24 protein-coding genes are annotated in these 21,609 nt (G+C 67.8%); 14 read left to right on the top strand and 10 right to left on the bottom strand.

Translation table 11 applies throughout. The annotated features are described in order from the left end of the window. Nucleotides 1–40: 40 nt before the first annotated feature. Nucleotides 41–784, bottom strand: a complete 744-nt coding sequence (locus tag J2X65_RS02115; RefSeq protein WP_310197294.1) for an alpha/beta hydrolase — start codon at nt 782–784, stop codon at nt 41–43. Nucleotides 785–964: 180 nt separating this feature from the next. Between J2X65_RS02115 and J2X65_RS02110 the strand changes: the two genes are divergently transcribed. Both J2X65_RS02110 and eutC read left to right on the top strand, forming a co-directional pair. Then, nucleotides 965–2,353, top strand: a complete 1,389-nt coding sequence (locus J2X65_RS02110; protein ID WP_310197292.1) for an ethanolamine ammonia-lyase subunit EutB — start codon at nt 965–967, stop codon at nt 2,351–2,353. 13 nt (nt 2,354–2,366) lie between these two features. Continuing rightward, nucleotides 2,367–3,173, top strand: coding sequence for an ethanolamine ammonia-lyase subunit EutC (gene eutC, locus J2X65_RS02105; RefSeq protein WP_310197290.1), 807 nt, complete (start codon nt 2,367–2,369; stop codon nt 3,171–3,173). Here eutC and J2X65_RS02100 read toward each other — a convergent pair. After that, nucleotides 3,156–4,082 carry a LysR substrate-binding domain-containing protein gene (locus tag J2X65_RS02100; protein ID WP_310197287.1) on the bottom strand — a complete coding sequence of 309 codons (927 nt, stop codon included), beginning with the start codon at nt 4,080–4,082 and terminating at the stop codon, nt 3,156–3,158. The genes eutC and J2X65_RS02100 overlap by 18 nt on opposite strands. A 133-nt stretch (nt 4,083–4,215) precedes the next feature. Here J2X65_RS02100 and J2X65_RS02095 point away from each other — a divergent pair, with 133 nt between their 5' ends. Further along, on the top strand, nt 4,216–4,533 hold the full coding sequence (locus J2X65_RS02095; RefSeq protein WP_310197285.1) for a multidrug efflux SMR transporter: 318 nt from the start codon (nt 4,216–4,218) through the stop codon (nt 4,531–4,533). On the opposite strand, the gene J2X65_RS02090 is transcribed toward J2X65_RS02095, so the two are convergent. The 3 genes from J2X65_RS02090 to J2X65_RS02080 all read right to left on the bottom strand — a co-directional run bounded on the left by J2X65_RS02090 (nt 4,523) and on the right by J2X65_RS02080 (nt 6,449). Next, entirely contained in the window at nt 4,523–4,759 is a 237-nt protein-coding gene (locus J2X65_RS02090; protein WP_310197283.1) for a hypothetical protein, read from the bottom strand. The two genes, J2X65_RS02095 and J2X65_RS02090, sit on opposite strands and share 11 nt — an antisense overlap. Before the next feature lie 256 nt (nt 4,760–5,015). Then, nucleotides 5,016–6,194 (bottom strand): FAD-dependent monooxygenase, encoded by a 1,179-nt coding sequence (locus J2X65_RS02085; protein ID WP_310197279.1) that lies wholly within the window; start codon nt 6,192–6,194, stop codon nt 5,016–5,018. Between the two features lie 9 nt (nt 6,195–6,203). Then, nucleotides 6,204–6,449 carry a zinc-finger domain-containing protein gene (locus tag J2X65_RS02080; protein ID WP_310197276.1) on the bottom strand — a complete coding sequence of 82 codons (246 nt, stop codon included), beginning with the start codon at nt 6,447–6,449 and terminating at the stop codon, nt 6,204–6,206. A gap of 154 nt (nt 6,450–6,603) precedes the next feature. Between J2X65_RS02080 and J2X65_RS02075 the strand changes: the two genes are divergently transcribed. The 5 genes from J2X65_RS02075 to J2X65_RS02055 all read left to right on the top strand — a co-directional run bounded on the left by J2X65_RS02075 (nt 6,604) and on the right by J2X65_RS02055 (nt 10,362). Next, the gene (locus J2X65_RS02075; RefSeq protein ID WP_310197273.1) at nt 6,604–7,605 is read left to right on the top strand and encodes a hypothetical protein; all 1,002 of its coding nucleotides are present in this window, start codon (nt 6,604–6,606) and stop codon (nt 7,603–7,605) included. A gap of 128 nt (nt 7,606–7,733) precedes the next feature. Beyond that, nucleotides 7,734–8,498: an alpha/beta hydrolase gene (locus tag J2X65_RS02070; protein WP_310197270.1), complete on the top strand. Its 765-nt coding sequence runs from the start codon at nt 7,734–7,736 to the stop codon at nt 8,496–8,498. Nucleotides 8,499–8,657: 159 nt separating this feature from the next. Further along, nucleotides 8,658–9,509 carry a serine O-acetyltransferase gene (gene cysE / locus J2X65_RS02065; RefSeq protein ID WP_310197268.1) on the top strand — a complete coding sequence of 284 codons (852 nt, stop codon included), beginning with the start codon at nt 8,658–8,660 and terminating at the stop codon, nt 9,507–9,509. A gap of 88 nt (nt 9,510–9,597) precedes the next feature. Continuing rightward, entirely contained in the window at nt 9,598–9,810 is a 213-nt protein-coding gene (locus J2X65_RS02060) for a DUF3126 family protein (RefSeq protein WP_213351414.1), read from the top strand. A gap of 21 nt (nt 9,811–9,831) precedes the next feature. Further along, nucleotides 9,832–10,362: a gamma carbonic anhydrase family protein gene (locus J2X65_RS02055; RefSeq protein ID WP_310197264.1), complete on the top strand. Its 531-nt coding sequence runs from the start codon at nt 9,832–9,834 to the stop codon at nt 10,360–10,362. A 188-nt stretch (nt 10,363–10,550) separates the two neighbouring features. Here the strand turns inward: J2X65_RS02055 and J2X65_RS02050 are convergent, their stop codons facing one another. Beyond that, on the bottom strand, nt 10,551–11,207 hold the full coding sequence (locus J2X65_RS02050; RefSeq protein WP_310197261.1) for a transglutaminase-like cysteine peptidase: 657 nt from the start codon (nt 11,205–11,207) through the stop codon (nt 10,551–10,553). Nucleotides 11,208–11,429: 222 nt separating this feature from the next. Here J2X65_RS02050 and J2X65_RS02045 point away from each other — a divergent pair, with 222 nt between their 5' ends. Continuing rightward, nucleotides 11,430–12,191, top strand: a complete 762-nt coding sequence (locus J2X65_RS02045) for a rhomboid family intramembrane serine protease (RefSeq protein ID WP_310197258.1) — start codon at nt 11,430–11,432, stop codon at nt 12,189–12,191. A 209-nt stretch (nt 12,192–12,400) separates the two neighbouring features. Further along, on the top strand, nt 12,401–12,832 hold the full coding sequence (locus tag J2X65_RS02040; protein WP_213360941.1) for a CBS domain-containing protein: 432 nt from the start codon (nt 12,401–12,403) through the stop codon (nt 12,830–12,832). A gap of 163 nt (nt 12,833–12,995) precedes the next feature. Here the strand turns inward: J2X65_RS02040 and hisI are convergent, their stop codons facing one another. Together hisI and folE are read right to left on the bottom strand one after the other, a co-directional pair. Continuing rightward, nucleotides 12,996–13,487 (bottom strand): phosphoribosyl-AMP cyclohydrolase, encoded by a 492-nt coding sequence (gene hisI / locus J2X65_RS02035; protein ID WP_310197252.1) that lies wholly within the window; start codon nt 13,485–13,487, stop codon nt 12,996–12,998. Continuing rightward, nucleotides 13,484–14,143, bottom strand: coding sequence for a GTP cyclohydrolase I FolE (folE, locus tag J2X65_RS02030; RefSeq protein WP_310197249.1), 660 nt, complete (start codon nt 14,141–14,143; stop codon nt 13,484–13,486). Before folE ends, hisI begins: the two co-directional genes overlap by 4 nt. 228 nt (nt 14,144–14,371) lie before the next feature. Here folE and J2X65_RS02025 point away from each other — a divergent pair, with 228 nt between their 5' ends. Then, nucleotides 14,372–14,821 carry an iron-sulfur cluster assembly scaffold protein gene (locus J2X65_RS02025; RefSeq protein WP_310197246.1) on the top strand — a complete coding sequence of 150 codons (450 nt, stop codon included), beginning with the start codon at nt 14,372–14,374 and terminating at the stop codon, nt 14,819–14,821. A gap of 5 nt (nt 14,822–14,826) precedes the next feature. Here J2X65_RS02025 and J2X65_RS02020 read toward each other — a convergent pair whose 3' ends face one another. Further along, a complete protein-coding gene (locus tag J2X65_RS02020; RefSeq protein WP_310197243.1) occupies nt 14,827–15,084 on the bottom strand; it encodes a hypothetical protein in 258 nt (85 codons plus the stop codon). A 351-nt stretch (nt 15,085–15,435) separates the two neighbouring features. Between J2X65_RS02020 and yidD the strand changes: the two genes are divergently transcribed. From yidD to J2X65_RS02005, 3 genes are all read left to right on the top strand, one after another. Then, on the top strand, nt 15,436–15,762 hold the full coding sequence (gene yidD, locus J2X65_RS02015) for a membrane protein insertion efficiency factor YidD (RefSeq protein WP_404977642.1): 327 nt from the start codon (nt 15,436–15,438) through the stop codon (nt 15,760–15,762). A 98-nt stretch (nt 15,763–15,860) separates the two neighbouring features. Continuing rightward, the gene (thrS, locus tag J2X65_RS02010) at nt 15,861–17,822 is read left to right on the top strand and encodes a threonine--tRNA ligase (protein ID WP_310197240.1); all 1,962 of its coding nucleotides are present in this window, start codon (nt 15,861–15,863) and stop codon (nt 17,820–17,822) included. A 245-nt stretch (nt 17,823–18,067) separates the two neighbouring features. Beyond that, nucleotides 18,068–18,628, top strand: coding sequence for a helix-turn-helix domain-containing protein (locus J2X65_RS02005; RefSeq protein WP_310197237.1), 561 nt, complete (start codon nt 18,068–18,070; stop codon nt 18,626–18,628). Nucleotides 18,629–18,851: 223 nt separating this feature from the next. Here J2X65_RS02005 and J2X65_RS02000 read toward each other — a convergent pair whose 3' ends face one another. Continuing rightward, the gene (locus J2X65_RS02000; RefSeq protein ID WP_404977641.1) at nt 18,852–21,533 is read right to left on the bottom strand and encodes a glycosyltransferase; all 2,682 of its coding nucleotides are present in this window, start codon (nt 21,531–21,533) and stop codon (nt 18,852–18,854) included. Nucleotides 21,534–21,609 lie beyond the last annotated feature (76 nt).

The following is a 21,609-nucleotide window of genomic DNA, read 5'->3' as shown; positions in this document are numbered from 1 at the left end:
CTTTCCCTCTCCCAATTGGCGAGAGGGAAAGTCGCGCGCCTCACGCGAGCGCGTCGAGTATATCCGCCACCTCGTCGGGCCGGCTGAAGAAGGGGGAGTGGCCGGCATCGAGCGAATGCACCGTGGCACCCGGCACTGCCGCCTGCATCTCGCGCTGAACCGGCAGGGGCAGGGCCTGGTCCTGCAGGCACTCGATATAGTGCCGTTCCAGCTGGCCGTAACGGCCCGGCGTGATGGTCGAAACCGCCGCGAAGGGCACATGCGGTGTGACCGGGATGAGATTGGGCAACGCCACTTCGATCTGGTGGGGCGTGCAATCGGAATAGAGCGAGCGAATGATCAGGTGGCGCTTCGAGAAGTCGAGCCCCAGCCCCTCGCGGTTCACCCGCAGCATGCCCTGGGTCTCGAGAATGGCGGGATGCTTGAGGTGGGTCGGCGTCATCACGAAGTCGCGGGCGCTCCTGCCGTTCGGCGCCATGAAGCCGCTGAGATAGACCAGCGCCTGCACGCGCTCGGGCATCAGTTCGCCCAGCCAGCTCGCCGTCGCGCCGCCGACGCTGTGACCGACGATGATTGCCTTGCCCTCGATCTCTTCCAGCGCCGCGCGGGCGCTGGCGGCATAGGTCGGCAGGTCGGGAATATGGGCGATCGGCGTCGGGTCGAAGCCGTGGCCGGCCATGTCGGGGGTGATCACCGCGTGGCCCATGGCCGCCAGCCGGTTCGCCACCTGCACGAAGCAACCGCCCCAGTGCCAGGCGCCGTGAATGAGGATGAAGGTCGCCATCGATTCCTCGCCGTTCGATCTGGTATTTTGTGCGCCGTCCTAGCCCCCGTGCCGCCTGCCGTCCAGAGCCGGGGGCGACACAGCTTGTTGCCGGCGGCGACTTCCGTTGCCCATCTTCGCGGAGTATGTTTTTGCGCCATGGCGCCGGATTGGGCATCGGTCGCTGGTCGAGGAGAAGCCATGCCGTATCGTCACCTCATCGGGCCGCGCGCTTATGTCTTCGCCGATCTCAGGGAGCTGATGGCCAAGGCGACGCCGCTCCGTTCCGGCGACATGTTGGCCGGCATCGCGGCGACTTCGGCGGAGGAGAACGTCGCGGCCCGCATGTGCCTCGCCGAGGTGCCGCTGGCGACTTTTCTCACCGAGGCGCTGGTACCGTACGAGGACGACGAGGTCACCCGCCTCATCATCGACAGCCATGACGCCGCCGGCTTCCGGCCGATCGCACATCTGACGGTCGGCGATTTCCGCGATTTCCTGCTGTCCGACGCCGCCTCTCCCCAGATGCTCGCGGCGCTCGCCCCGGCGATCACCCCGGAAATGGCGGCGGCGGTTTCGAAGCTGATGCGCAACCAGGACCTCATCGCAGTGGCCAAGAAATGCCGGGTGGTGACGAGGTTCCGCAACACCATCGGCCTGCCCGGCACCATGGCGGTGCGACTGCAGCCCAACCACCCCACCGACGATCCCGCCGGCATTACCGCCTCCATACTCGACGGCCTGCTCTATGGCTGCGGCGACGCGGTGATCGGCATCAACCCGGCCTCGGACAGCCTGCCGGTGCTGAGCGAACTGCTGAAGCTGACCGACGACATCATCGCCCGCTTCGATATTCCCACCCAGGCCTGCGTGCTGACCCATGTGACGACCTCCACCGAGGTGATCAATCGCGGCGTGCCGGTCGACCTGGTGTTCCAGTCGGTGGCGGGCACGCAGGCCGCCAATGCCTCCTTCGGCATCGACCTCGCCACCTTGAAGGAAGGGCGTGAGGCGGCGCTGTCGCTGAAGCGCGGCACGCTCGGCGACAATGTGATGTATTTCGAGACCGGGCAGGGTTCGGCGCTCTCCGCCAATGCCCATCACGGCGTCGACCAGCAGACGCTGGAAGCGCGCGCCTATGCGGTGTGCCGGCCGTTCAAGCCGCTGCTGGTCAATACCGTGGTCGGCTTCATCGGCCCGGAATATCTCTATGACGGCAAGCAGATCATCCGCGCCGGGCTGGAGGATCATTTCTGCGGCAAGCTGATGGGCGTGCCGCTCGGCTGCGACGTCTGCTACACCAACCATGCCGAGGCCGACCAGGACGACATGGACACGCTGATGACGCTGCTCGGCGCGGCGGGCGTCACCTACATCATGGGCATTCCCGGCTCGGACGACGTGATGCTGAACTACCAGTCGACCTCGTTCCACGACCAGCTCTATCTGCGCGACGTGCTCGGCCTGAAGCGGGCGCCGGAATTCGAGGCCTGGCTGAACTCCATGGGCATTACCGGCCCGGACGGGCGGCTGAATCCGCCGGGCGGCACCAACCCGCTGCTCGCCTACGCTCCTGGCCTCGCGGCGTGAGGAGGGCAGGGACATGAACGACGATTCCCGGCCGGCCAACGCCTTTGTCATCGAGGATGCCTGGGCCAAGCTCGCCCGCGCCACTCCGGCGCGCATCGCGCTCGGCCGCTCCGGCACCGGCCTGCCCACCCGCGAGGTGCTGCGCTTCGCCCTTGCCCATGCGCAGGCGCGCGATGCCGTCCATACCGCCTTCGAGGCGGAGGCGACCGCCGCCGCCATCGGCGCTCTCGGCTTCGAGACCGTGCACGTTGCCTCCGCCGCCCGCTCGCGCGAGGCCTATCTCCGCCGCCCCGATCTCGGTCGCAAATTGTCGGAGGAGGGCCGCGCCGCCCTTGCGCCTTATGCCGGCAGCGCGCCGGACGTCGCGTTGGTGGTGGCCGATGGCTTGTCGTCGACCGCCATCCACGCCCAGGCGGCGCCGTTTCTCGCCGCCCTCAAGCCACGCCTGGCGGAGGAAGGCTGGAACACCGGTCCGGTCGCCATCGCCTCGCAGGCCCGGGTCGCTCTGGGCGACGAGGTCGGCGCGATCCTCGCCGCCAAGGCGGTGGTGGTGCTGATCGGCGAGCGGCCGGGCCTGTCCTCGCCGGACAGCCTCGGGCTCTATCTCACTTTCGCGCCGAAGATCGGCCGCTCGGATGCCGAACGCAACTGCATCTCCAATGTGCGCGGGGAGGGGCTCTCCCACGACCATGCCGCCTTCAAGCTCTCCTGGTTGCTGAAGGAAGCGCTCGCCCGCCGCCTGACCGGCGTGAGCCTGAAGGACGAAAGCGATCTGCTGCTGGTCGGCGGCAGGCCACCGGCGTCACGCCTCGCCAGCTGACGAGGCGGCCGTCAAGCCGGCGGCCGGGCCGAGTTCCCCCAGCACCCAGTCGCGCAGCGTCGCCACCTCCGGCCGGGCGTCGGCGCCCTCGGGAAAGACGAAGTCGAAGCCCAGCCCCTCGATCACCGGGCCGAAGGGCTGCACCAGCACGCCGGATCGCAGTTCCGATCCCAGCAGCGGCAGGCTGAGCAGTGCCACGCCCTGTCCCGCCACCGCCGCCTCGATGGCGCTGTTCTCATCGGTGAAGGTCAGCCCCGCCGTGGTGTCGAGACCGGCGAGACCGGCGGCTTCCGCCCAGTCCCCCCAGCTGGGCGTCTTATTGTGCACCTTGGCGAGCAGCCAGTCGAAATGGATCAGCGTCGCCTGTTTGAGGTCTTCCGGCCGGGCGGGCGTGATGCGCGGGCTGCACACCGGGGCGAAGCACTCGGTCATCAGCCGCACCGAGACCAGGCCGGGATAGCTGCCACGCCCATAGCGGATAGCGGCATCCGCCTCGCCGGCCACCAGATCCACCGAGTCGTCCGAGGCATGCAGCCGTAGATCCCAGCCCGGATAGAGAGTGCGGAAACGCCCGGCGCGGGGCACCAGCAGCCGGGCGGAGAAGGCGAGGGTGGCCGACAGCGTCGCCAGTCGCCGTCCCGGGCGCGGACGCGCCTGCGCCACCGCGTCCGCCATCGCATCGAAGGCGCCCCCCAGCCGCATCGCCAGCGCCCGCCCGCTGCCGGTCGGCACCACCTTGCGCGTGCGACGGATGAACAGCGGCGTGCCGAGATCCTCTTCGAGCAACCGTACCTGATGGCTGATGGCGGTGGGCGTCACCCCGAGCTCGGCCGCCGCGTCCTTGAAGCTTTCCAGCCGGGCGGCGGCCTCGAAGGCACGAAGCGATCCCAGCGAGGGCAGACGGCGCATGGCATCCTCATGGATGAATCTAATTCAGTCATAAGCTGAGAACTTCGCGTTTGTCGATCAGATTTTGGGAGCTTATCTCCATGCCACGCAAGGGACGCCTGAACGCGTCTCATCTTTATGACAGGAGTGATCCATGACCGCATGGCTGTTTCTCGTGCTGGCGGCAGGATTTGAAATCGTCTTCGCCCTGGCGATGAAGGCGTCCGAGGGCTTCAGCCGGCTGATGCCGAGCGTCCTCACGCTGGTCGCCGGCGGCATCAGCGTCGTCTTCCTCACCATGGCGATGAAGTCGATGCCGGTCAGCCTCGCCTATCCGGCCTGGACGGCGATGGGCACGCTCGGCGCCGTCATCCTCGGCGCCGCCCTATTCGGCGAGCCGCTCGGCCTCGGCAAGATTCTCGCCACCGCCGCGCTGGTCGGCGGCGTCGCCGGCCTCCAGGTCAGCAGTTGAGGCAGGCCGCGGGCCGTGCCCGCTGCGGCGAGCATTGCCAGCGCGGCAGCAGGGCGGCCACCGTCCGCTCGCGCGCGGCGGCGAGGGCCGGCAGGGCGGTATCGCCGAGCCCCTCGCCGTAGCGGGGATCGCCGGCCGCGACCACCAGCACCGGCGCCGCGCCGAACTTGTCGGCGGTGACGTCGATGATCAGATCGCCCTGCCGCACCAGGCATGCGCCTGCCATTGCCGGCCGTCGAAGAAACCGTATGGTCCGATCTCCGGCGCCTGCTCCTCCAGTCGCGGCGTGCCGCTGGTCCAGCGGACGCGCAGGCCCTGTTCTTGCAGCACATGAACCAGAAACAGGCTGGAGCGCCCGCAGGTTCGGCGCTACATCACCGGAGGGGGCTCGCCCCACGCCGCATGCCATTCCGGCCAGACCGTCTCCAGGAACTGCCGGGTGGCGGCGGCGATCCGGTCCAGGCGCTGCCGATGGCCGTCGCTCATCCCCGCCACTCATAGATCCAGCGATAGCGCTCCAGCACGCCGGCGCCGCCCTTGGCCCGGATGACCAGGTTGCGCGCGAAGGCCGACGGGCCGGAGAGATGGTACACGCGGTCCATGCCCCGCGCCGCCGTCTGTATCTGCGTGGTACGGGGCCGGCGCAGCGTCTCGTAGCGGCGCAGCGCGGCGGCCATGTCGTCGCTCTCTCGCAGGCAATCGGCCAGCACCATCGCATCCTCGATCGCCTGCGCCGCCCCCTGGGCGAGGAACGGCACCATGGCATGGGCGGCATCGCCGAGCAGCGTCACCCGCCCGGTGCCCCAGGCATGCAGCGGATCGAGATCGAACAGCGCCCAGCGCAGCCAGGCGCCCGGCGCCGCCAGCAACTCCTGCACATCGGCGCACCAGCCCCGGAAATGCCCGGCCAGCTCGCCTTCCTCGCCCTCATGGCTCCAGCCATGCGCGGTGCGCTCGTCGGGCGTGATGGCGACGAGATTCACCGCCTTGCCGCCGCGTACCGGGTAGGTGACGAGATGCGCGCGCGGCCCGAGCCATAGCCGCGTCGCCGCATCGGCGAGACGCGCCGGCAGCCGCGCCACCGGTGCGGTCGCCCGCCAGGCGGCGCGGTGACGGAAGCTGGGAAAGGCGTGAGGAAACATCTGTCCGCGCACCGCCGAGCGAATGCCGTCGGCCCCGATCAGCGCCGCGCCGTCGAAGATCTCCGGCGTTTCGCCGCGCCTTGTCGCCACGCGAACCCGCCCGTGCTCCTCGGAAAACCCTTCGATGGTGGAGCGGAGAATCAGCCGGATGCGCGGCTCGGCCGCAACCGCCTCGGCGAGAGCGGCCTGCAAATCGGCGCGGTGGATGACGAGAAACGGGGAGCCGAAGCGCCGCTCGGCGGCTTCGCCCATCGGGGCCTCGGCGAGCACGGTGCCGCGCCGGGCATCCATCACCCGCATGAAGGCCGGCTGCACCGCCCGCGCCGCCACCTGGTCGAGCACGCCCAGCCGGGCGAGGCAGCGCGTGGCATTGGCGGCCAACTGCACGCCGGCACCGGCTTCTTCAAGCGACGGCGCGCGTTCGAGCAGGGTGACGTCGTAATCGGCCTGTGCCAGGGCAAGCGCCGCGCTCAGCCCCCCGACACCGGCACCGGCGACGAGGATGTCGCGCTGGGACAAGGAGCCTCCTCAGGCCGCGGCGGCCTCGTAGAGACAGCCAGCCGGCACCGATTCGTCGCCGTGCAGCTTGGCGTCGAACTTGAAGAGGGTGGAGCAATAGGGGCAGATGATCTCGTCGTCCGACCCCATGTCGAGGAAGACATGCGGATGGTCGTAGGGCGGCTTGGCGCCGACGCACATGAATTCCTTCGCGCCGATGGAGATGGCCGGCACGCCCGCCGAATTGTGGAAGTGTGGAACGACGTGGCCTGCCATGTATCTGCCCTGTCCGCGCTGGTCTTTGAAGGCCGGCAGGATAGCCGCTGGAGCCGGCCGGCGAAAGAGGCCGCGTCGCGGTCAGATCGTCCATCCCATGGCTTCGCCACAATGCGCGTGCATGACGCAGCGTACTCCACCCGGTTCCGCAATGATGCGCCGCTTGCCATTCGCCCGGTTGTTTGCCGCGGCATCGCTTCTGGTCGCCCTCGCCGGCTCGGCCCACTGGCTGCTGCCGGTGGGAAGGGAGGCGCTCGCGCTGCTGATGGCGCAGGACGACGCCGCGCGGCTCGCCGACCTGCGCCTCGACAAGGCGCTCACCGCCGAGCGGGCGCAGCGCGAGATCGAGGCAGCACTCGCCGGCGGCGACGCGGAGCTCGCGGCCAGCTTCATCGAGCTTGCCGATGCCCGCGCCCTTCCGGTGCCGCCGGAACTGCGTGCGCGGGTGCTGGCCGGCTCTTCCTCCACCGCCGGCGCCATGCGCGGGGCCGGTGCATTCGGCCGGGGATTTGTCACCGGCGAGGCGGAGGACCTTGCTGGCCTTGCCGGCGCGACGGCGGGCGACCTTACCGTCTGGGGCGATGTGCGCGACCTTGGCCGTCAGGCCGGCAATTATCTGCGCGGCGACACGGTGGATCCGCTGATGGTCGGCCTCGCTGGTGCCGGCGTCGCGGCGACCGCCGCCACTTACGCCGCCTTCGGCACGCCCTTGACGCTACGTGCCGGCCTCAGCCTCGCCAAGGGTGCCCGCAGGGTCGGCGCGCTGAGCGTGCGGCTCGGCGACCAGCTCATCGGTCTCCTGCGCTCCGGCCGCAAGGCGCGTGCGATCGCCGTCGTCGCCGATCTCGGGCGTGTCGGCGAGAAGGCGGGGATGCGTGCCACCCTCGCCGGCTTGCGCCACGCAGACGACGTGACCGATGTCACGCGGCTGCGCCGGCTTTCCGACGCGAAAGGCGGCCAGACACTGGCAGTGCTGAAGACGCTCGGCCGCGGTGCGCTGGTGCTTGGGGAACTCACCACCAAGCTGGCCTTCTGGGTAATCGCGGCGATGCTCAACCTTCTCGGTCTCGTGGCCGCATTCAACCGTTTCGTAGTGGCGATGCTGCGTCCGCTGTGGCGGCGAGAGAGCCGTCGACCGAAGATGCGGCCAGCCTGAGCGCCACGCGGGCCGCGGCCTCGGCGCATGCATATCCGGCATGCCGAGTATCGGCTTGGCACGCCCCGCCGCTCTCATTAGCTTGCCGGCTCTCATTGCAGCCCTGCTTTGCCGGAGCCATAGCCGACATGCCCACCTTCTCCCATGACGGCCTCGACTTCGCCTATCTCGACGAGCGGCCGAGTGAAGGCGCGGGCGAGCCGATCGTCCTCATCCACGGTTTCGCCTCCACCAAGGAGATCAACTGGGTAGGCCCCGGCTGGGTGTCGACGCTGACCCGCGCCGGACGTCGCGTCATCGCCATGGACAATCGCGGCCACGGCGCCTCGGTGAAGCTCTATGAGCAGGACGCCTACGACCCGTGGATCATGGCCGGCGACGTGCTGGCGCTGATGAGCCATCTCGGCTTGCCGCGCTTCGATGTCATGGGCTATTCGATGGGCGGGCGCATCGGCGCCTGCGTCGCGCTCACCGCGCCGGAGCGGGTGCGGTCGCTCATCCTCGGCGGCATCGGCATTCATCTCGTCGAGGGCGCCGGATTGCCGGTGACGGTGGCCGAGGCGCTTCTCGCGCCCAGCCTCGACGATGTCACCGATCCCATGGGGCGCACCTTCCGCGCCTTCGCCGAACAGACCAAGAGCGACCGGCAGGCCCTCGCCGCCTGCATCTATGGCTCGCGCCGCACCCTGACCCGCGAGGAGGTAGGCCGGATCCAGGCGCCGACCCTCATCGCCATCGGCACCCGCGACGCGGTTTCCGGCGCGGCGCGCCCGCTTGCCGCGCTGATCCCCGGCGCCGAAGTGCTGGATATACCCGACCGCGAGCACATGCTGGCGGTCGGCGACAAGGTGTTCAAGCAGGCGGCGCTGGCCTTCCTCGACGCCCGCCCCTGATCGCCGGCGGATGATCCCCCGGAGGTGATCGGCCGCCCGCCGCCAAACAGGACTGGACCACATAGGCCCGGCGCCCCACCTATGCTAGAACGTCGCCAATTCGGCTCGTCCGGCGGCGACCGCGCCCTTCGCGAGGGGCCATCGACAGGATACAAGGCAATGGTGCAGCCCCTGAATTCGCGCACAGACGCGACGCGTTCCCTCATTGAAAAGGTCGATCCGGTCTGGTCGCGCATCCGTCAGGAAGCCGAAGAGGTCGCAACCGGCGATCCGGCGCTGGCGAGCCTCGTCTATTCGACGGTGCTGCATCACCAGTCGCTGGAAAAGGCGGTGGCGCACCGCATCGCCCAGCGCCTCGACCATGCCGACGTGCCGGCCGAACTGATCCGCCAGGCCTATGACGACGCCTTTGCCTCCGACCCGTCGCTCGGCATCGCCATCCGCGCCGATCTCATGGCGGTGTGCGACCGCGACCCGGCGACCGACCGGGCGATCCAGCCGCTGCTCTATTTCAAGGGCTTCCACGCCATCGAGACCCATCGGCTGGCGCATTGGCTGTGGCACAATGGCCGCCGCGACTTCGCGCTGTATCTGCAGAGCCGCTCCTCGGCGGTGAACCAGGTCGATATCAATCCGGCGGCGCCGTTCGGCCGCGGCATCTTCTTCGATCATGCCACCGGCATCGTGGTCGGCGAGACGGCGGTGATCGAGGACGACGTCTCGATCCTGCAGAACGTCACCCTCGGCGGCACCGGCAAGGAGCATGGCGACCGCCATCCGAAGATCCGCCGCGGCGTGCTGATCGGCGCCGGCGCCAAGGTGCTCGGCAATATCGAGATCGGCTATTGCGCGCGCATCGCGGCCGGCTCGGTGGTGCTGAAGCCGGTGCCGCCCAAGACCACGGTGGCCGGCGTGCCGGCACGCATCGTCGGCGAGACCGGCACCTGCGCCGACCCTTCCCGCAGCATGGACCAGCTTTTCGAGCTGCCGTTCCTCGGCGAGTCGATCTGAACCGGGGGAAGCAGCCCCCGGCGCTGTTGCGCCGCACGCCGTGCCGTGGCAAGCCTGCGGCCCGACACACCATCGTGGGAGCACGGTTTTGGAAAAGAAGGATCTCGAGCGCGTCCAGACCTATATGCGCCGGTTGTTCAACAACACGCAGATCAAGGTCGTGGCACGCCCGAAGAAGAAGGATTCCGCCGAGGTCTATATCGGCGACGAGTTCATCGGCGTGATGTTCGAGGACAAGGAAGACGGCGACCTGTCCTACAATTTCCAGATGGCGATCCTCGATACCGACCTCGAAGATTGATCGCTTCTGGAGGGTTGCCCCATGCCGATCTATGCCCTTGACGGCGTCCAGCCGGAGCTTCCCGCCCTCGGGCGCTTCTGGGTGGCCCCGGATGCCACCGTCATCGGCCATGTGGCGCTCGCCGACGAGGCGAGCGTGTGGTTCGGTTCGGTCATCCGCGGCGACAATGAGCGGATCTCCCTCGGCGCGCGGGTGAACATCCAGGAACTGTGCGTCCTGCATACCGATCCCGGCTTCCCGATGACCATCGGCGACGACTGCACCATCGGCCACAAGGCGATGCTGCATGGCTGCACCATCGGGGAAAACAGCCTGGTCGGCATGGGCGCCACCATCCTCAACGGCGCCCGCATCGGCCGCAACTGCCTCGTCGGGGCGGGGGCGCTGGTTACCGAGGGCAAGGAGTTCCCGGATAATTCGCTCATCGTCGGTGCGCCGGCCAAGGCGATCCGCGAGCTGGGACCGGAATGGCAGGCGCGCATTCACGGCACCGCCGCGCATTATGTGCGCAACTGGCGCCGCTTCGCCGAAGGTCTGAAGCGCATAGACTGAGCCTGCCATCCGGCGCAGGCAAGTTATCGTAAAAGCCGATTAAACAAAAACGCTTCCACCGATCTGGCGGGAGCGTTTGTTTTGAGTAAATCCGCGCCGGCTCTTCAGTGTCGATCAACCATCCGCGCACGGTTTTCCCCCGGCCCGACCAGCGGAAGAAGAGGAGGCGGTTGCGCCGCGCCGCCGGCTCACTTGGCGCGGCCGACGGTCGCCGGTGCCAGCACGTCGCCCAGCGAAACCCAGCGGTCCGGGTTGCCCTGCGCCTGCCGCTTCACGAAGCGATAGCCGGTCTCGTGCCACAGCAGGATCGGCGATTCCTGGTTGTCGAGCACCAGGTCGCCGCGGTCGCTGACCACGGTGAGCACCGCGTGGCCGGCATTCTTCTTGTCGCGCACCACGGTGATGAGCAGCGTCTCCGGCGGCCAGCCGAGACGGATCAGCTCACGACGCTTCACCAGCACATATTCCTCGCAGTCGCCATAGCCGTCTTCCGCGAAGGTCCAGCGCTCGACTTCGCCATAGTGGTCGAGGTCGGTCATCGGCTGGATGCGCGCGTTGATCTCGTCGTTCACTTTCTGGAGCTGGCGGAATTCCGCCTCGTTGACGACGACACGGCCCGCACGGCCGTTGCCATTGCCGCATTCGGCCGGCATCTCCTCACAGAAGCGCGCATAGCCGACCGGGGTCGAGGTCGAGCCGCTCACCGCCATATTGGCGGCGAAGGGCGAGAGCATCGCCACCGCGTCGCTCGCGCGCGCTTCGCTGGCCTGAGCCGGCGCCGTTCCGGCCGGCACTGCCAGCACCGCCATCGCCACCGCGACCAAGGCCCCTGTGAGGCTCTTCATCTTCGCGAACTCCATTTCCCTGTCCACGATCACATCATGGCAGAGAGGTTTTGATCTTGGTCTAAGCGAAGCGCGGAATTCGTAACGACTGTCGACATGGAATGTTAACGGGTTTTCTATTGCTCGTTAACCATTGCGGCTTGGATTTTATTTACGTCTGTCGGGCACGCGCCCGCTCCGTCCGCGCTTGCCGAGTCGGGACAGGGCGCCTATGTGATCGGCGTGCTAGACGCGACCCGACATGCCGATCCCCGGCACCAGCCCATCTTCAACGTGCCGGCGGTGATCGTCGTGCTGGCGGCTGTGCTCGTCGCCATCCAGGTCGTCCGCAATCTGGTGGGGGAGGGGATCGACGTCGAGATCCTTGCCTTGTTCGCTTTCATCCCGGCACGCTTCGATCCCACCGTCTTTGCCGATGGCGTCCTGCCCGGCGGCAGCGGGGCGGATCTCTGGACCTTCGTGACCTATGCCTTCCTGCACGCCGATTTCATGCATGTCGGCATCAACACGCTCTGGCTGCTGGCCTTCGGTTCGCCGGTGGCGCGCCGCTTCGGCACTGCGCGCTTCGTCATCTTCTTCCTGTTCACGGCGGCTGCGGGAGCCGGGCTGCATCTGCTGACCCATGCCGGCGAGCCGGTGCCGATGATCGGTGCCTCTGCCGCCGTGTCGGGCTGCATGGCGGCATCGCTGCGCTTCATGTTCGCGACCGAGGGTTACGCGGCCTGGCGCCCGGACACCGCGCGGCACGCGGTGCATGTGCCGGCGCAGCCGCTGACGCGCATCCTGCGCGACCGGCGGGTGATCAGCTTCGTGGTGGTGTGGTTCGCCATCAACATCGCCTTCGGCCTCGGCGCGCCCAGCGGCATCGCCTCCGGCACCGTCGCCTGGGAAGCGCATATTGGCGGCTTTCTTGCCGGCCTGCTGGCTTTCCCGCTGTTCGATCCGGTGCGGCGCGCCCCGGACGATCGCCGCTACGTCGGCTGACCAGACGACGTTCCCGCGGGCCGTTGCGCCGGCGGCTTCCGGCGAGTTGCAGCAACCCTATTGCCGTCCGCTCCATTCGGAACGATCATCTGTCGCAACGGAACGTGCTGATGCATGGCGCGTTCCGAGCCGGCGGACGATGAAACGATCCGCCCGACAAACCGGGCATCACCACGACGGATGATGCCCGCCGGGAAGGAGGCAGGCCAATGACCGTGCGGTCTATTCTGGACGAGAAGGGTTACAGCGTTGAGACCATCGGCCCGAGCGCCTCGTTGCGCGAGGCGGCCGAGTTGATGGCCCAGAAGCGCATCGGCGCCCTGGTGGTGACGGACCGCGAGCGGCGGGTCATCGGCATCCTGTCGGAGCGCGACGTGGTGCGGGTGATCGGGCTTGAGGGGCCGGAACGGCTCGACGACGAGCTGGACACCGTGATGACCACCAAGGTGGTTACCTGCGACACCAACGAGACGGTGCCGCAGCTGATGGAACAGATGACGGCCGGGCGCTTCCGCCACATGCCGGTGGTGCAGGGCGGCAAGCTGATCGGCCTCGTTTCCATCGGCGACGTGGTGAAGCACCGGCTTGCAGAATTCGAGCGCGAGAGCTCGGCGATGCGGGAATACATCCTGTCGACCTGAGGCGTATCGACGCAAGGCGCATGCGGCGGCTGCCCGCCCCTCCGGGACACCCCGGAGGTTCGGCGGGTGCTGCGGCGTGGCCTGTCGTGTCCGGTGCCCAGCCGGAACCCTTCCGGTCGGTCTGGACATGCTACCGCCGCGTGGGATTGGGTCTGGGCGCCGCTCAGAAGCGCGGCGTGTCGGTCTGGTCCGGCGTGCCGTACACCTGCTGCGGGTCGAACAGCCGGCCACCATCGTTTACCGCGAGCTTCAGCTCCGGGCTTGGCGGTGCGCCGAGCGGCACCGAGCGGAAGAAGCACGAGCGGTGTCCGGTATGGCAGGCCGCGCCGCTGCCGGCCATCTCGACCCGCATCAGCACCGCGTCCTGGTCGCAGTCGATCCGAAGCTCCACCACCTTCTGCAGGTGACCGCTTTCCTCGCCCTTCTTCCAGAGCTTGCGGCGCGAGCGGCTGTAATAGTGCGCCAGGCCGGTCTCGATGGTCAGCGCCAGCGCCTGCGCGTTCATGTGGGCGAGCATCAGCACCGCCCCGTCCCCGGCATCGACCGCGATGGCGGTGACGAGGCCGTCGGCGTCGAATTTCGGGCTGAGGCGGTCGCCTTCCTCCACCGCATGCTTGTCGCCGGCGGGGGCGAACCAACGGGCGGCGTCGGTCACGGACGGGCGCCGCGAATCAGGTTCATGAAGCGCACCTGCTCCTGCGGATCGTCGCGGAACACGCCGGTGAACTGCATGGTGACGGTGGAGGCGCCCGGCTTCTGGATGCCGCGCATCGCCATGCACATGTGTTCCGCCTCGATGAGGATGGCAACCCCGCGCGGCTTCAGCGTCTCGTCGAGCGCGGTGATGATCTGCGAAGTCATGTGCTCCTGCGTCTGCAGGCGGCGGGCATACAGATCGACCACGCGGGCGATCTTCGACAGGCCGACCACACGCTCCACCGGAAAATAGGCGACATGCGCCTTGCCCATGAACGGCACCATGTGGTGCTCGCAGTGCGAATAGAACACGATGTCGCGCACCACGACCATGTCGTCGAAATTGCCGATCTCGCCGAAGGTGCGGTCGAGCACGCTTTCCAGCGGCCTTTCGTAGCCCTTGTAAAGCTCCTCATAGGCCCGCACCACGCGCTTGGGGGTGTCGATCAGGCCTTCACGATCCGGGTCGTCGCCGGCCCAGGCGATGAGCGTGCGCACGGCGGCTTCGGCCTCTTCGCGGCTGGGCTTCTGCGCGGCCAAAGTCGGGGCGGCCTCCACAGGGCTTTCGGTTTCGTTCTTTGCACTACGCATCAAGGCATTCAGCACGGCATCCATGACGAACTCCGTTCGACGGCGCATTGATAACCGGGCGCCGGGGTGTCACCGGTTTTGTCGCCATGCGGGTGCTGAGAAGCCGGAAGCCCGGCCGCTCTGCCTGACGCGCAGAGGCTCGAACGGGACCGGGCTTCTTTCGCCACGATCCCGCATTCCTATATAAGGGACACGTACCGCGTCGCAACCAGCCATTCAACGCAATGCCGCTCCCGGCGGATGGGCGCTCTCATGATAAACGACGTCTACAATCGCCGCATTCTCGAGCTTGCCGCCGATATACCACGGCTCGGCCGGCTGGAGGCGCCGGATGCCACTGCAACGGCGCATTCCAAACTTTGCGGTTCCACCGTCACCATCGATCTCGCCATGAAGGACGGGGTCGTTACCGATTTTGCCCATGAGGTGCGCGCCTGCGCCCTCGGGCAGGCCTCCTCGTCCATCATGGCCGACCATGTGGTCGGGTCGACGGCGCAGGAGCTGCGCGCGATCCGCGAGGCGATGCACCGCATGCTGAAGGAGAACGGGCCGGCTCCCGGCGGGCGCTGGTCCGAACTCGCCGTGCTCGAGCCGGTGCGCGACTACAAGGCCCGCCATGCCTCGACCCTGCTGACCTTCGACGCCGTGGTCGATGCCATCGGTCAGATCGAAGCGCGGCAGGCGAGCGAGGCGGCCGAATAGGGCGCTCACCGCACGGTAAAGAAGGTGAACAGCACCTCGCCCTTCGGCCCGGTGAGGCAGACGAAGCGGTTCGGTTCGTCCTTGCGATCGCGCTGGATATAGGCCTCGCCCATGATGACCCCGCTCACCGGCGTATCGCCGATCTTGCTGTTGGCGGTGGCGATGGTGAGGCCGTCGACATCCATGTAGATGTCGTCGATGGAAGGCGAGACCGCCTTCAGCCGCTCCAGCGCCCGCTCCTTGCAGGCGGCGACGCGCTGCATATCCGGATCCACTTCCGGCGAGGTGGCTGCCGAAGGCGCCGGCTGGGTGCCGCCGGCCGGGCCCGCTGGCGCGGTTGGGGCAGGCGGCGGCGCGGGGGCCGCGGCCGGCGGGGTGTTGGCAGGTGGCGTGATCGCAGGTGGGGCTGTCACCGGCGGCGGGCTGGCCGGGGCGGGGCTTTGCGCCGTGGCGGGCAGGATCGCGAGGGGAGCGAAGGCCGTCGTCCCCGCAAGCAACAGAAGGCGCAGCGTAGTGGTCATCGTGAAGCAAGCTCCCAGCTCGACGCCCATCGGGCCTGGCGATAATGCGCGGCACGCCCGCCGGTTCCCCGTTAGGGGTGCGGGGAGGGCGCGTTGAAGCCCCGCATCGACGCGCTGGCCACGCTGCGGCGCCTGCCGCGCCTGCTGTTGCGGTTACCGATCCTCGTCTACCGCTACTCACTCTCCGCCTTCATGGGGCGGCAATGTCGCTATCTGCCGACCTGCTCGGAATTCGCCGACCAGGCGATCATTCGCCATGGCGCCTGGGCCGGCGGCTGGATGGCGGCCGGACGCATCTGCCGCTGCCATCCCTGGGGCGGCTCCGGCTTCGAGGCGGTGCCGGCCGAATTGCCGCCGAAAGCGGTGTGGTATATGCCGTGGCGCTATGCGCGGGCGCCCGGCGCATGGGCGAAAGACTAGGCCCGCACCCGCCCGCGCGAGTGGACGGCGGTCCGCCGGTTACCTCACGTAGAACAGCCTACCTGCGTGGTTCGCAGGAGTGGGCAGGAGAAAAGACCATGATCCATCTCACCTTCCCCGATGGCGCCGTCCGCGAGTTCGCTCCCGGCACCACCGGTGCCGAGGTTGCGGCCTCCATTGCCAAGTCGCTCGCCAAGAAGTCGCTGGCGGTCAAGCTCGACGGCGTGCTGACCGACCTCTCCGACCCCATTGCCGCCGACGCGAAGATCGAGCTCGTCACCCGCGAGAGCCCGGAGGCGCTGGAGTTGATCCGCCATGACGCCGCCCATGTGCTGGCCGAGGCGGTGCAGGCGCTGTGGCCCGGCACGCAGGTCACCATCGGCCCGGTGATCGAGAACGGCTTCTATTACGACTTCTTCCGCAACGAGCCGTTCTCGCCGGAGGACTTCCCGGCCATCGAGAAGAAGATGCGCGAGATCATCGCCCGCGACGCGCCCTTCACCAAGGAGGCGTGGGACCGCGACGAGGCGAAGCGCGTGTTCGGCGAGAAGGGCGAGGCGTTCAAGGTTGAGCTGATCGACGCCATCCCCGCCGACCAGCAGATCAAGATCTACAAGCAGGGCGCGTGGTTCGACCTCTGCCGCGGACCGCACATGCCGAGCGTGGGCAAGATCGGCAATTCCTTCAAGCTGATGAAGGTGGCCGGCGCCTATTGGCGCGGCGACAGCAACAATCCGATGCTTACCCGCATCTATGCCACCGCCTGGCGCACGGACGAGGAGATGGCCGCCTATCTCCACCAGCTCGAGGAAGCCGAGAAGCGCGACCATCGCCGCCTCGGCCGCGAGATGGACCTGTTCCACTTCCAGGAGGAAGGGCCGGGCGTGGTCTTCTGGCACCCCAAGGGCTGGAGCCTGTTCCAGAACCTCGTCGCCTATATGCGCCGGCGCCTTGCCGCCGATTATGACGAGGTCAATGCCCCGCAGGTGCTCGACCACTCCCTGTGGGAGACCTCCGGCCACTGGGGCTGGTACAAGGAAAACATGTTCAAGGTGCAGTCCGCCGGCACCAACGAGGATAATGACCGCGTCTATGCGCTCAAGCCGATGAACTGCCCCGGCCATGTGCAGATCTTCAAGCACGGCCTGAAGAGTTACCGCGATCTGCCTATGCGGCTTGCGGAATTCGGCGCCGTGCATCGCTACGAGCCGTCGGGTGCGCTGCATGGGTTGATGCGCGTGCGCGGCTTCACCCAGGACGACGCCCACATCTTCTGCACCGAGGAGCAGATGGCGGCGGAGTGCCTGAAGATCAACGATCTCATCCTCTCGACCTATGCCGATTTCGGCTTCGAGGAGATCGTGGTCAAGCTCTCCACCCGGCCGGACAAGCGCGTCGGCACCGACGCGGTGTGGGACCACGCCGAAGAGGTGATGACCCGCGTGCTGGAGCAGATCGCCGCGCGCTCGGGCAACCGCATCAAGACCGGCATCCTGCCGGGCGAGGGCGCCTTCTACGGGCCGAAATTCGAATACACGCTGCGCGACGCCATCGGCCGTGAATGGCAGTGCGGCACCACGCAGGTCGACTTCAACCTGCCGGAACGCTTCGGTGCTTTCTATGTCGACGCCGATGGCGCCAAGAAGACGCCGGTGATGATCCATCGCGCCATTTGCGGCTCGATGGAGCGCTTCACCGGCATCCTGATCGAGCATTTCGCCGGGCATTTCCCGCTCTGGCTGGCGCCGGTGCAGGCGGTGGTGGCGACCATCACCTCCGAGGGCGACGACTACGCGCAGGAAATCGTGGCGCTGGCGAAGAAGCGCGGCCTGCGGGTCGAACTCGACACCCGCAACGAGAAGATCAACTACAAGGTCCGCGAGCACTCGCTGGCCAAGGTGCCGGCACTGATCGTGGTCGGGCGCAAGGAGGCGGCCGAGCGCACCGTCTCCATCCGTCGCCTCGGCTCGCCGAACCAGACGGCGATGACCCTCGAGGCGGCTCTCGAGGCCCTTGTGGCCGAGGCGACCGCGCCGGACGTGCAGCGCGCCGCCGAGTGAGCGGAGCGGGCAGGCGACAAGAACCCGGTCGGGCCTGAGGCTCGCACCGATCACCTCTATGGAAGGCCCGGAGCAGGCTTCGGGCCTTTTACTTTGGGCTCGGCGGCCTTCTCTGCGTGGCGCTGGCCGGCATGCAGAGCGGGCAGAGCGTGGCCCCCCGGCGAGCCCCGAGCGTGACGGGCCGCTGTCGTGGTCGGCCGGCCATCTTGGCGCTACCGTGCGCTGGCCTTTCCCGGAGACCAGCCATGCCTCATCGCATCAATCGCAGCCGGTTGAGATCGGAGCGCCTCAAGCGCGGCTGGTCGCAGGATCAGTTGGCGGCGGTCAGTGGGGTAAGCGTGCGCACCGTGCAGCGACTGGAGGGCGGCAGGGCGGCGACGCCGACTTCGCTCGCGGCGCTCGCCCTCGCCATGTCGCTGCCGGAGGCGGCGCTGGTGCTGCCCGATGGTCCCGTCCGCCGCATAACCCCGCTCACCATTACCCGTGACCTCGACCCTGCCCGGCGGCTCTATACCGATCTCGGCTTCACCGTGATCGAGACCGACGATCCCGGTTGCATCGGCCTTCGCGGCGGCACCACGCATCTGATCCTGTGCAGCCTCGCCTTCATGCAGCGCGACTATACGCGCGGCCCGCTCGAAGCCCTGGTCGATCGGACCATTCCCTATATCTGGGTGCATTCGCTGGAGGCGGCCAGGACGGCCTATTCGACCTTGGTCGAAGAGGTGGCGACCCGCAATCGCACCCGGGAGGCGCTGGTCGAGCATCAGGGACAGTGGGCCATTCTGGCGGAACTGATGCCCTGATCCTGCCGCCGGCCGCCATGGACCGAAGCGGCTGCGGATCACGAAGCCGGTGCCGGTTCGCGTGACGGCGCCCGCTGCTTCATATCCGCACTGCCGTACCGAGCCGCAGCAACGGTGCGCTGCCCCCTCTGCCTGGCGTTGTCCAAAGCAAAACGCCGGCCCCACAAGGAACCGGCGCTTCAGCTTCGTCGCAGGAGCCGGACGAGGGTCCGGCAGCTTCGTCCTACATCTGCGTACCCGCGGGAGGCAGCTCGCCGGCGGCGCTGTTGACGGTGATGCCGACCGCCACCGGCTGGGTGGCACGGCCCGGCAGCAGGGCGAGGGCACGGGCGCTCAGGCTCGCCCAGGTCGCGAACTCGTTGTACTTCGAGCCTTCCAGCCAGCCGATCACGGCGGCGGCAAGGAAGGGCATCGCCTGGATGGCCAGCGCCAGGGCGAACAGGTCCACCTCGACCACCGCATGCCAGTTGGTCATGCGCAGGGCGATGGCGCTGAGCATCAGCCCGCCGCCGATCACCGCCTCCGGCAGGGCCGGGAAGGCGCGGGCGGCGCCGGCCAGCCAGGAGCCCTTGGCGGTGCGGGCGAAGGCGAGGTCCTTGTAGCGGAACCCGTCATAGACCGCCTTGGCCACCGTGAACTGCACCGCCATGGCGGCGAAGGCCGCGCCGATCATCCGCAGCGGCGTGGTCGCCACCCGCAGGCGGTAGAGGGCGCAGAAATGCAGCACATAGATGCCGAAGCAGAACACGATCGGCACGGTCAGGATCCGCTGCGGCACGGCGATGCCGAGCGCGAAAACCACCGGCGCCCACAGCAGCGACAGGATCGCCACCAGCGCGCCGATGCTCTCGGCGCCGAGCCAGCTCACCCAGCCGATCGAGAATTCGCGGCGCTGGGCGCTGTTGAGGCGGGTGCCGCCGTTCGGCAGCATGCGGCGCCAGTGCTTCTTGATGATCTGCATGCCGCCATAGGCCCAGCGGTGGCGCTGCTTCTTGAACGAGGCGAAATCGTCCGGGAGCAGGCCCCAGCCATAGCGGGTGTTGGTGTAGTGGCTCTTCCAGCCGCGCTCGACGATGGAGAGGCCGAGATCGGTGTCCTCGCAGATGGTGTCGCTCGACCAGTCGCCGGCTTCCACCATGGCGGCGCGGCGGATCAGGCACATGGTGCCGTGCACCACGATGGCGTCGTGCTCGTTGCGCTGGACCATGCCGATGTCGAAGAAGCCGGCATATTCGGTGTTCATCGCCTCGTTGAGCAGGCTGCGATGGGCGTCGCGATGGTCCTGCGGCGCCTGCACGATGCCCACCGTCGGGTCCTCGAAGGTCGGCACCAGATCGCGCAGCCAGTTCGGCGCCACCACATAGTCGGCGTCGATCACGCCGATGATCTCGGCATCCGGCGCGGTCTGCTCCATGGCGACGCGCAGCGCGCCGGCCTTGAAGCCCTCGACCTTGGGCAGGTTGATGAACTTGAAACGCTCGCCGAGCTGCTGGCAATAGGCCTCGATCGGCTCCCAGAAAGCCGGGTCGGGCGTATTGTTGATGATGACGAGGCACTCATAGTTCGGCCAGTCGAGCCGGGCGACGCTGTCCAGCGTCTGCTTCAGCATCTCCGGCGGCTCCTTATAGGCCGGGATGTGGATCGACACCTTGGGCGTGCGGGCCGGCATGGCGGTATTATTCGCCTCGATCAGCCGGCGCGGGCGACGGCCGAAGGCGATGGTCGCCAGTTCCTCGACCCGGTACAGCATGACGATGACCAGCGGCACCAGCAGCACGATCGAGACCACGAAGGTGATCTTGTTGCCGCCTACGACATAGTGGGTCAGCCAGTGATCGGTGACGGTGGCGATCCAGGCGCCCACGAGATTGGCGGCGCCGGCCATCACCGCGGCCTGGGTGAAGGTCAGCCGGGCGAAGCGGAACAGAGGCAGCGAGAAGGCGATGCCGAACAGCAGCGCGATCGCGGCGGTGGCGTTGTAGGTGGAGGGCGTGACCGGCCCGGCGAGCGGGAATTTCAACTGCCGGTCGGCGTCGAGCATGCCCCAGTACTGGCCGACGGAGCCTTCGAAGCTCTTCCACGGCGCGTCGAAGGCTTCGATGAGGTTGTAGTCGATGCCCAGCGCATCCGCGCGGGCGGCGAAGTCGCGGATGACCTGCGCCTGGATCAGCTCGCCGGGGACGGCGCCGTCGCGGTTGTAGCCGGCGCTGGGCCAGCCGAACTCGGCGATGACGATGCGCTTGCCGGGATAGGCGGCGCGCAGGCGGTTATAGATGGTGATGGTGCGGTCGACCACCTGGTCGGCAGGCACGCCTTCCCAATAGGGCAGGATATGGGCGGCGATGTAATCGACGGCCGATACCAGCTCGGGATGCTCGAGCCAGACGTCCCAGGTCTCGCCGGTGGTGACCGGTACGTTCACCTCCCGCTTCACGCGGCGGATGGTGTCGATGAGTTGCTCGGGCGTCCGTTCGGCGCGCAGGATCGACTCGTTGCCGACCACGATGCCAACGACGTTGGAATTCTTCTTCGCCGCATCGATGGCGTTGGCGATCTCGCGGGCGTTGCGGTCCTCGTTTTCGTCGAGCCACGCGCCGATGGTTGTCTTCAACCCTTTTTCGGAAGCGATGCGGGCGACGTTTTCCAGCCCGCCGGTGGAGGCGTAGGTACGCACCGCCTTGGTATAGGGCGCAACCGCCTCCACGTCGGCGCGAACCTGCGCCTCCGTGGTCGATTGTCCCTTGTCCGGGTTCATGTCGCGCGCATAGGGCGCAAAGGACATGCTGGCCAAACGGTCGGAGATCGCCGGAGCGGTCACCTCCGAACGCATTGCGAGCCACATGAAGGCATGCACGGACGTGACTACCGCAATCGCAGCGGCAGCAACACGAACAGCGGGACGCATGGACAACCCACCAGCTTTTGAGAGGTAACGGGCGAATATATAATTGAACTTCAACGCGTTTGCAGCATCCGCATGG

This window comes from Ancylobacter sp. 3268 (genome assembly GCF_031456575.1).
Taxonomy (GTDB): domain Bacteria; phylum Pseudomonadota; class Alphaproteobacteria; order Rhizobiales; family Xanthobacteraceae; genus Ancylobacter.
The sequence above is the reverse complement of the archived record's forward strand: the minus strand, read 5'-3'. Positions and strand labels throughout refer to the sequence as shown.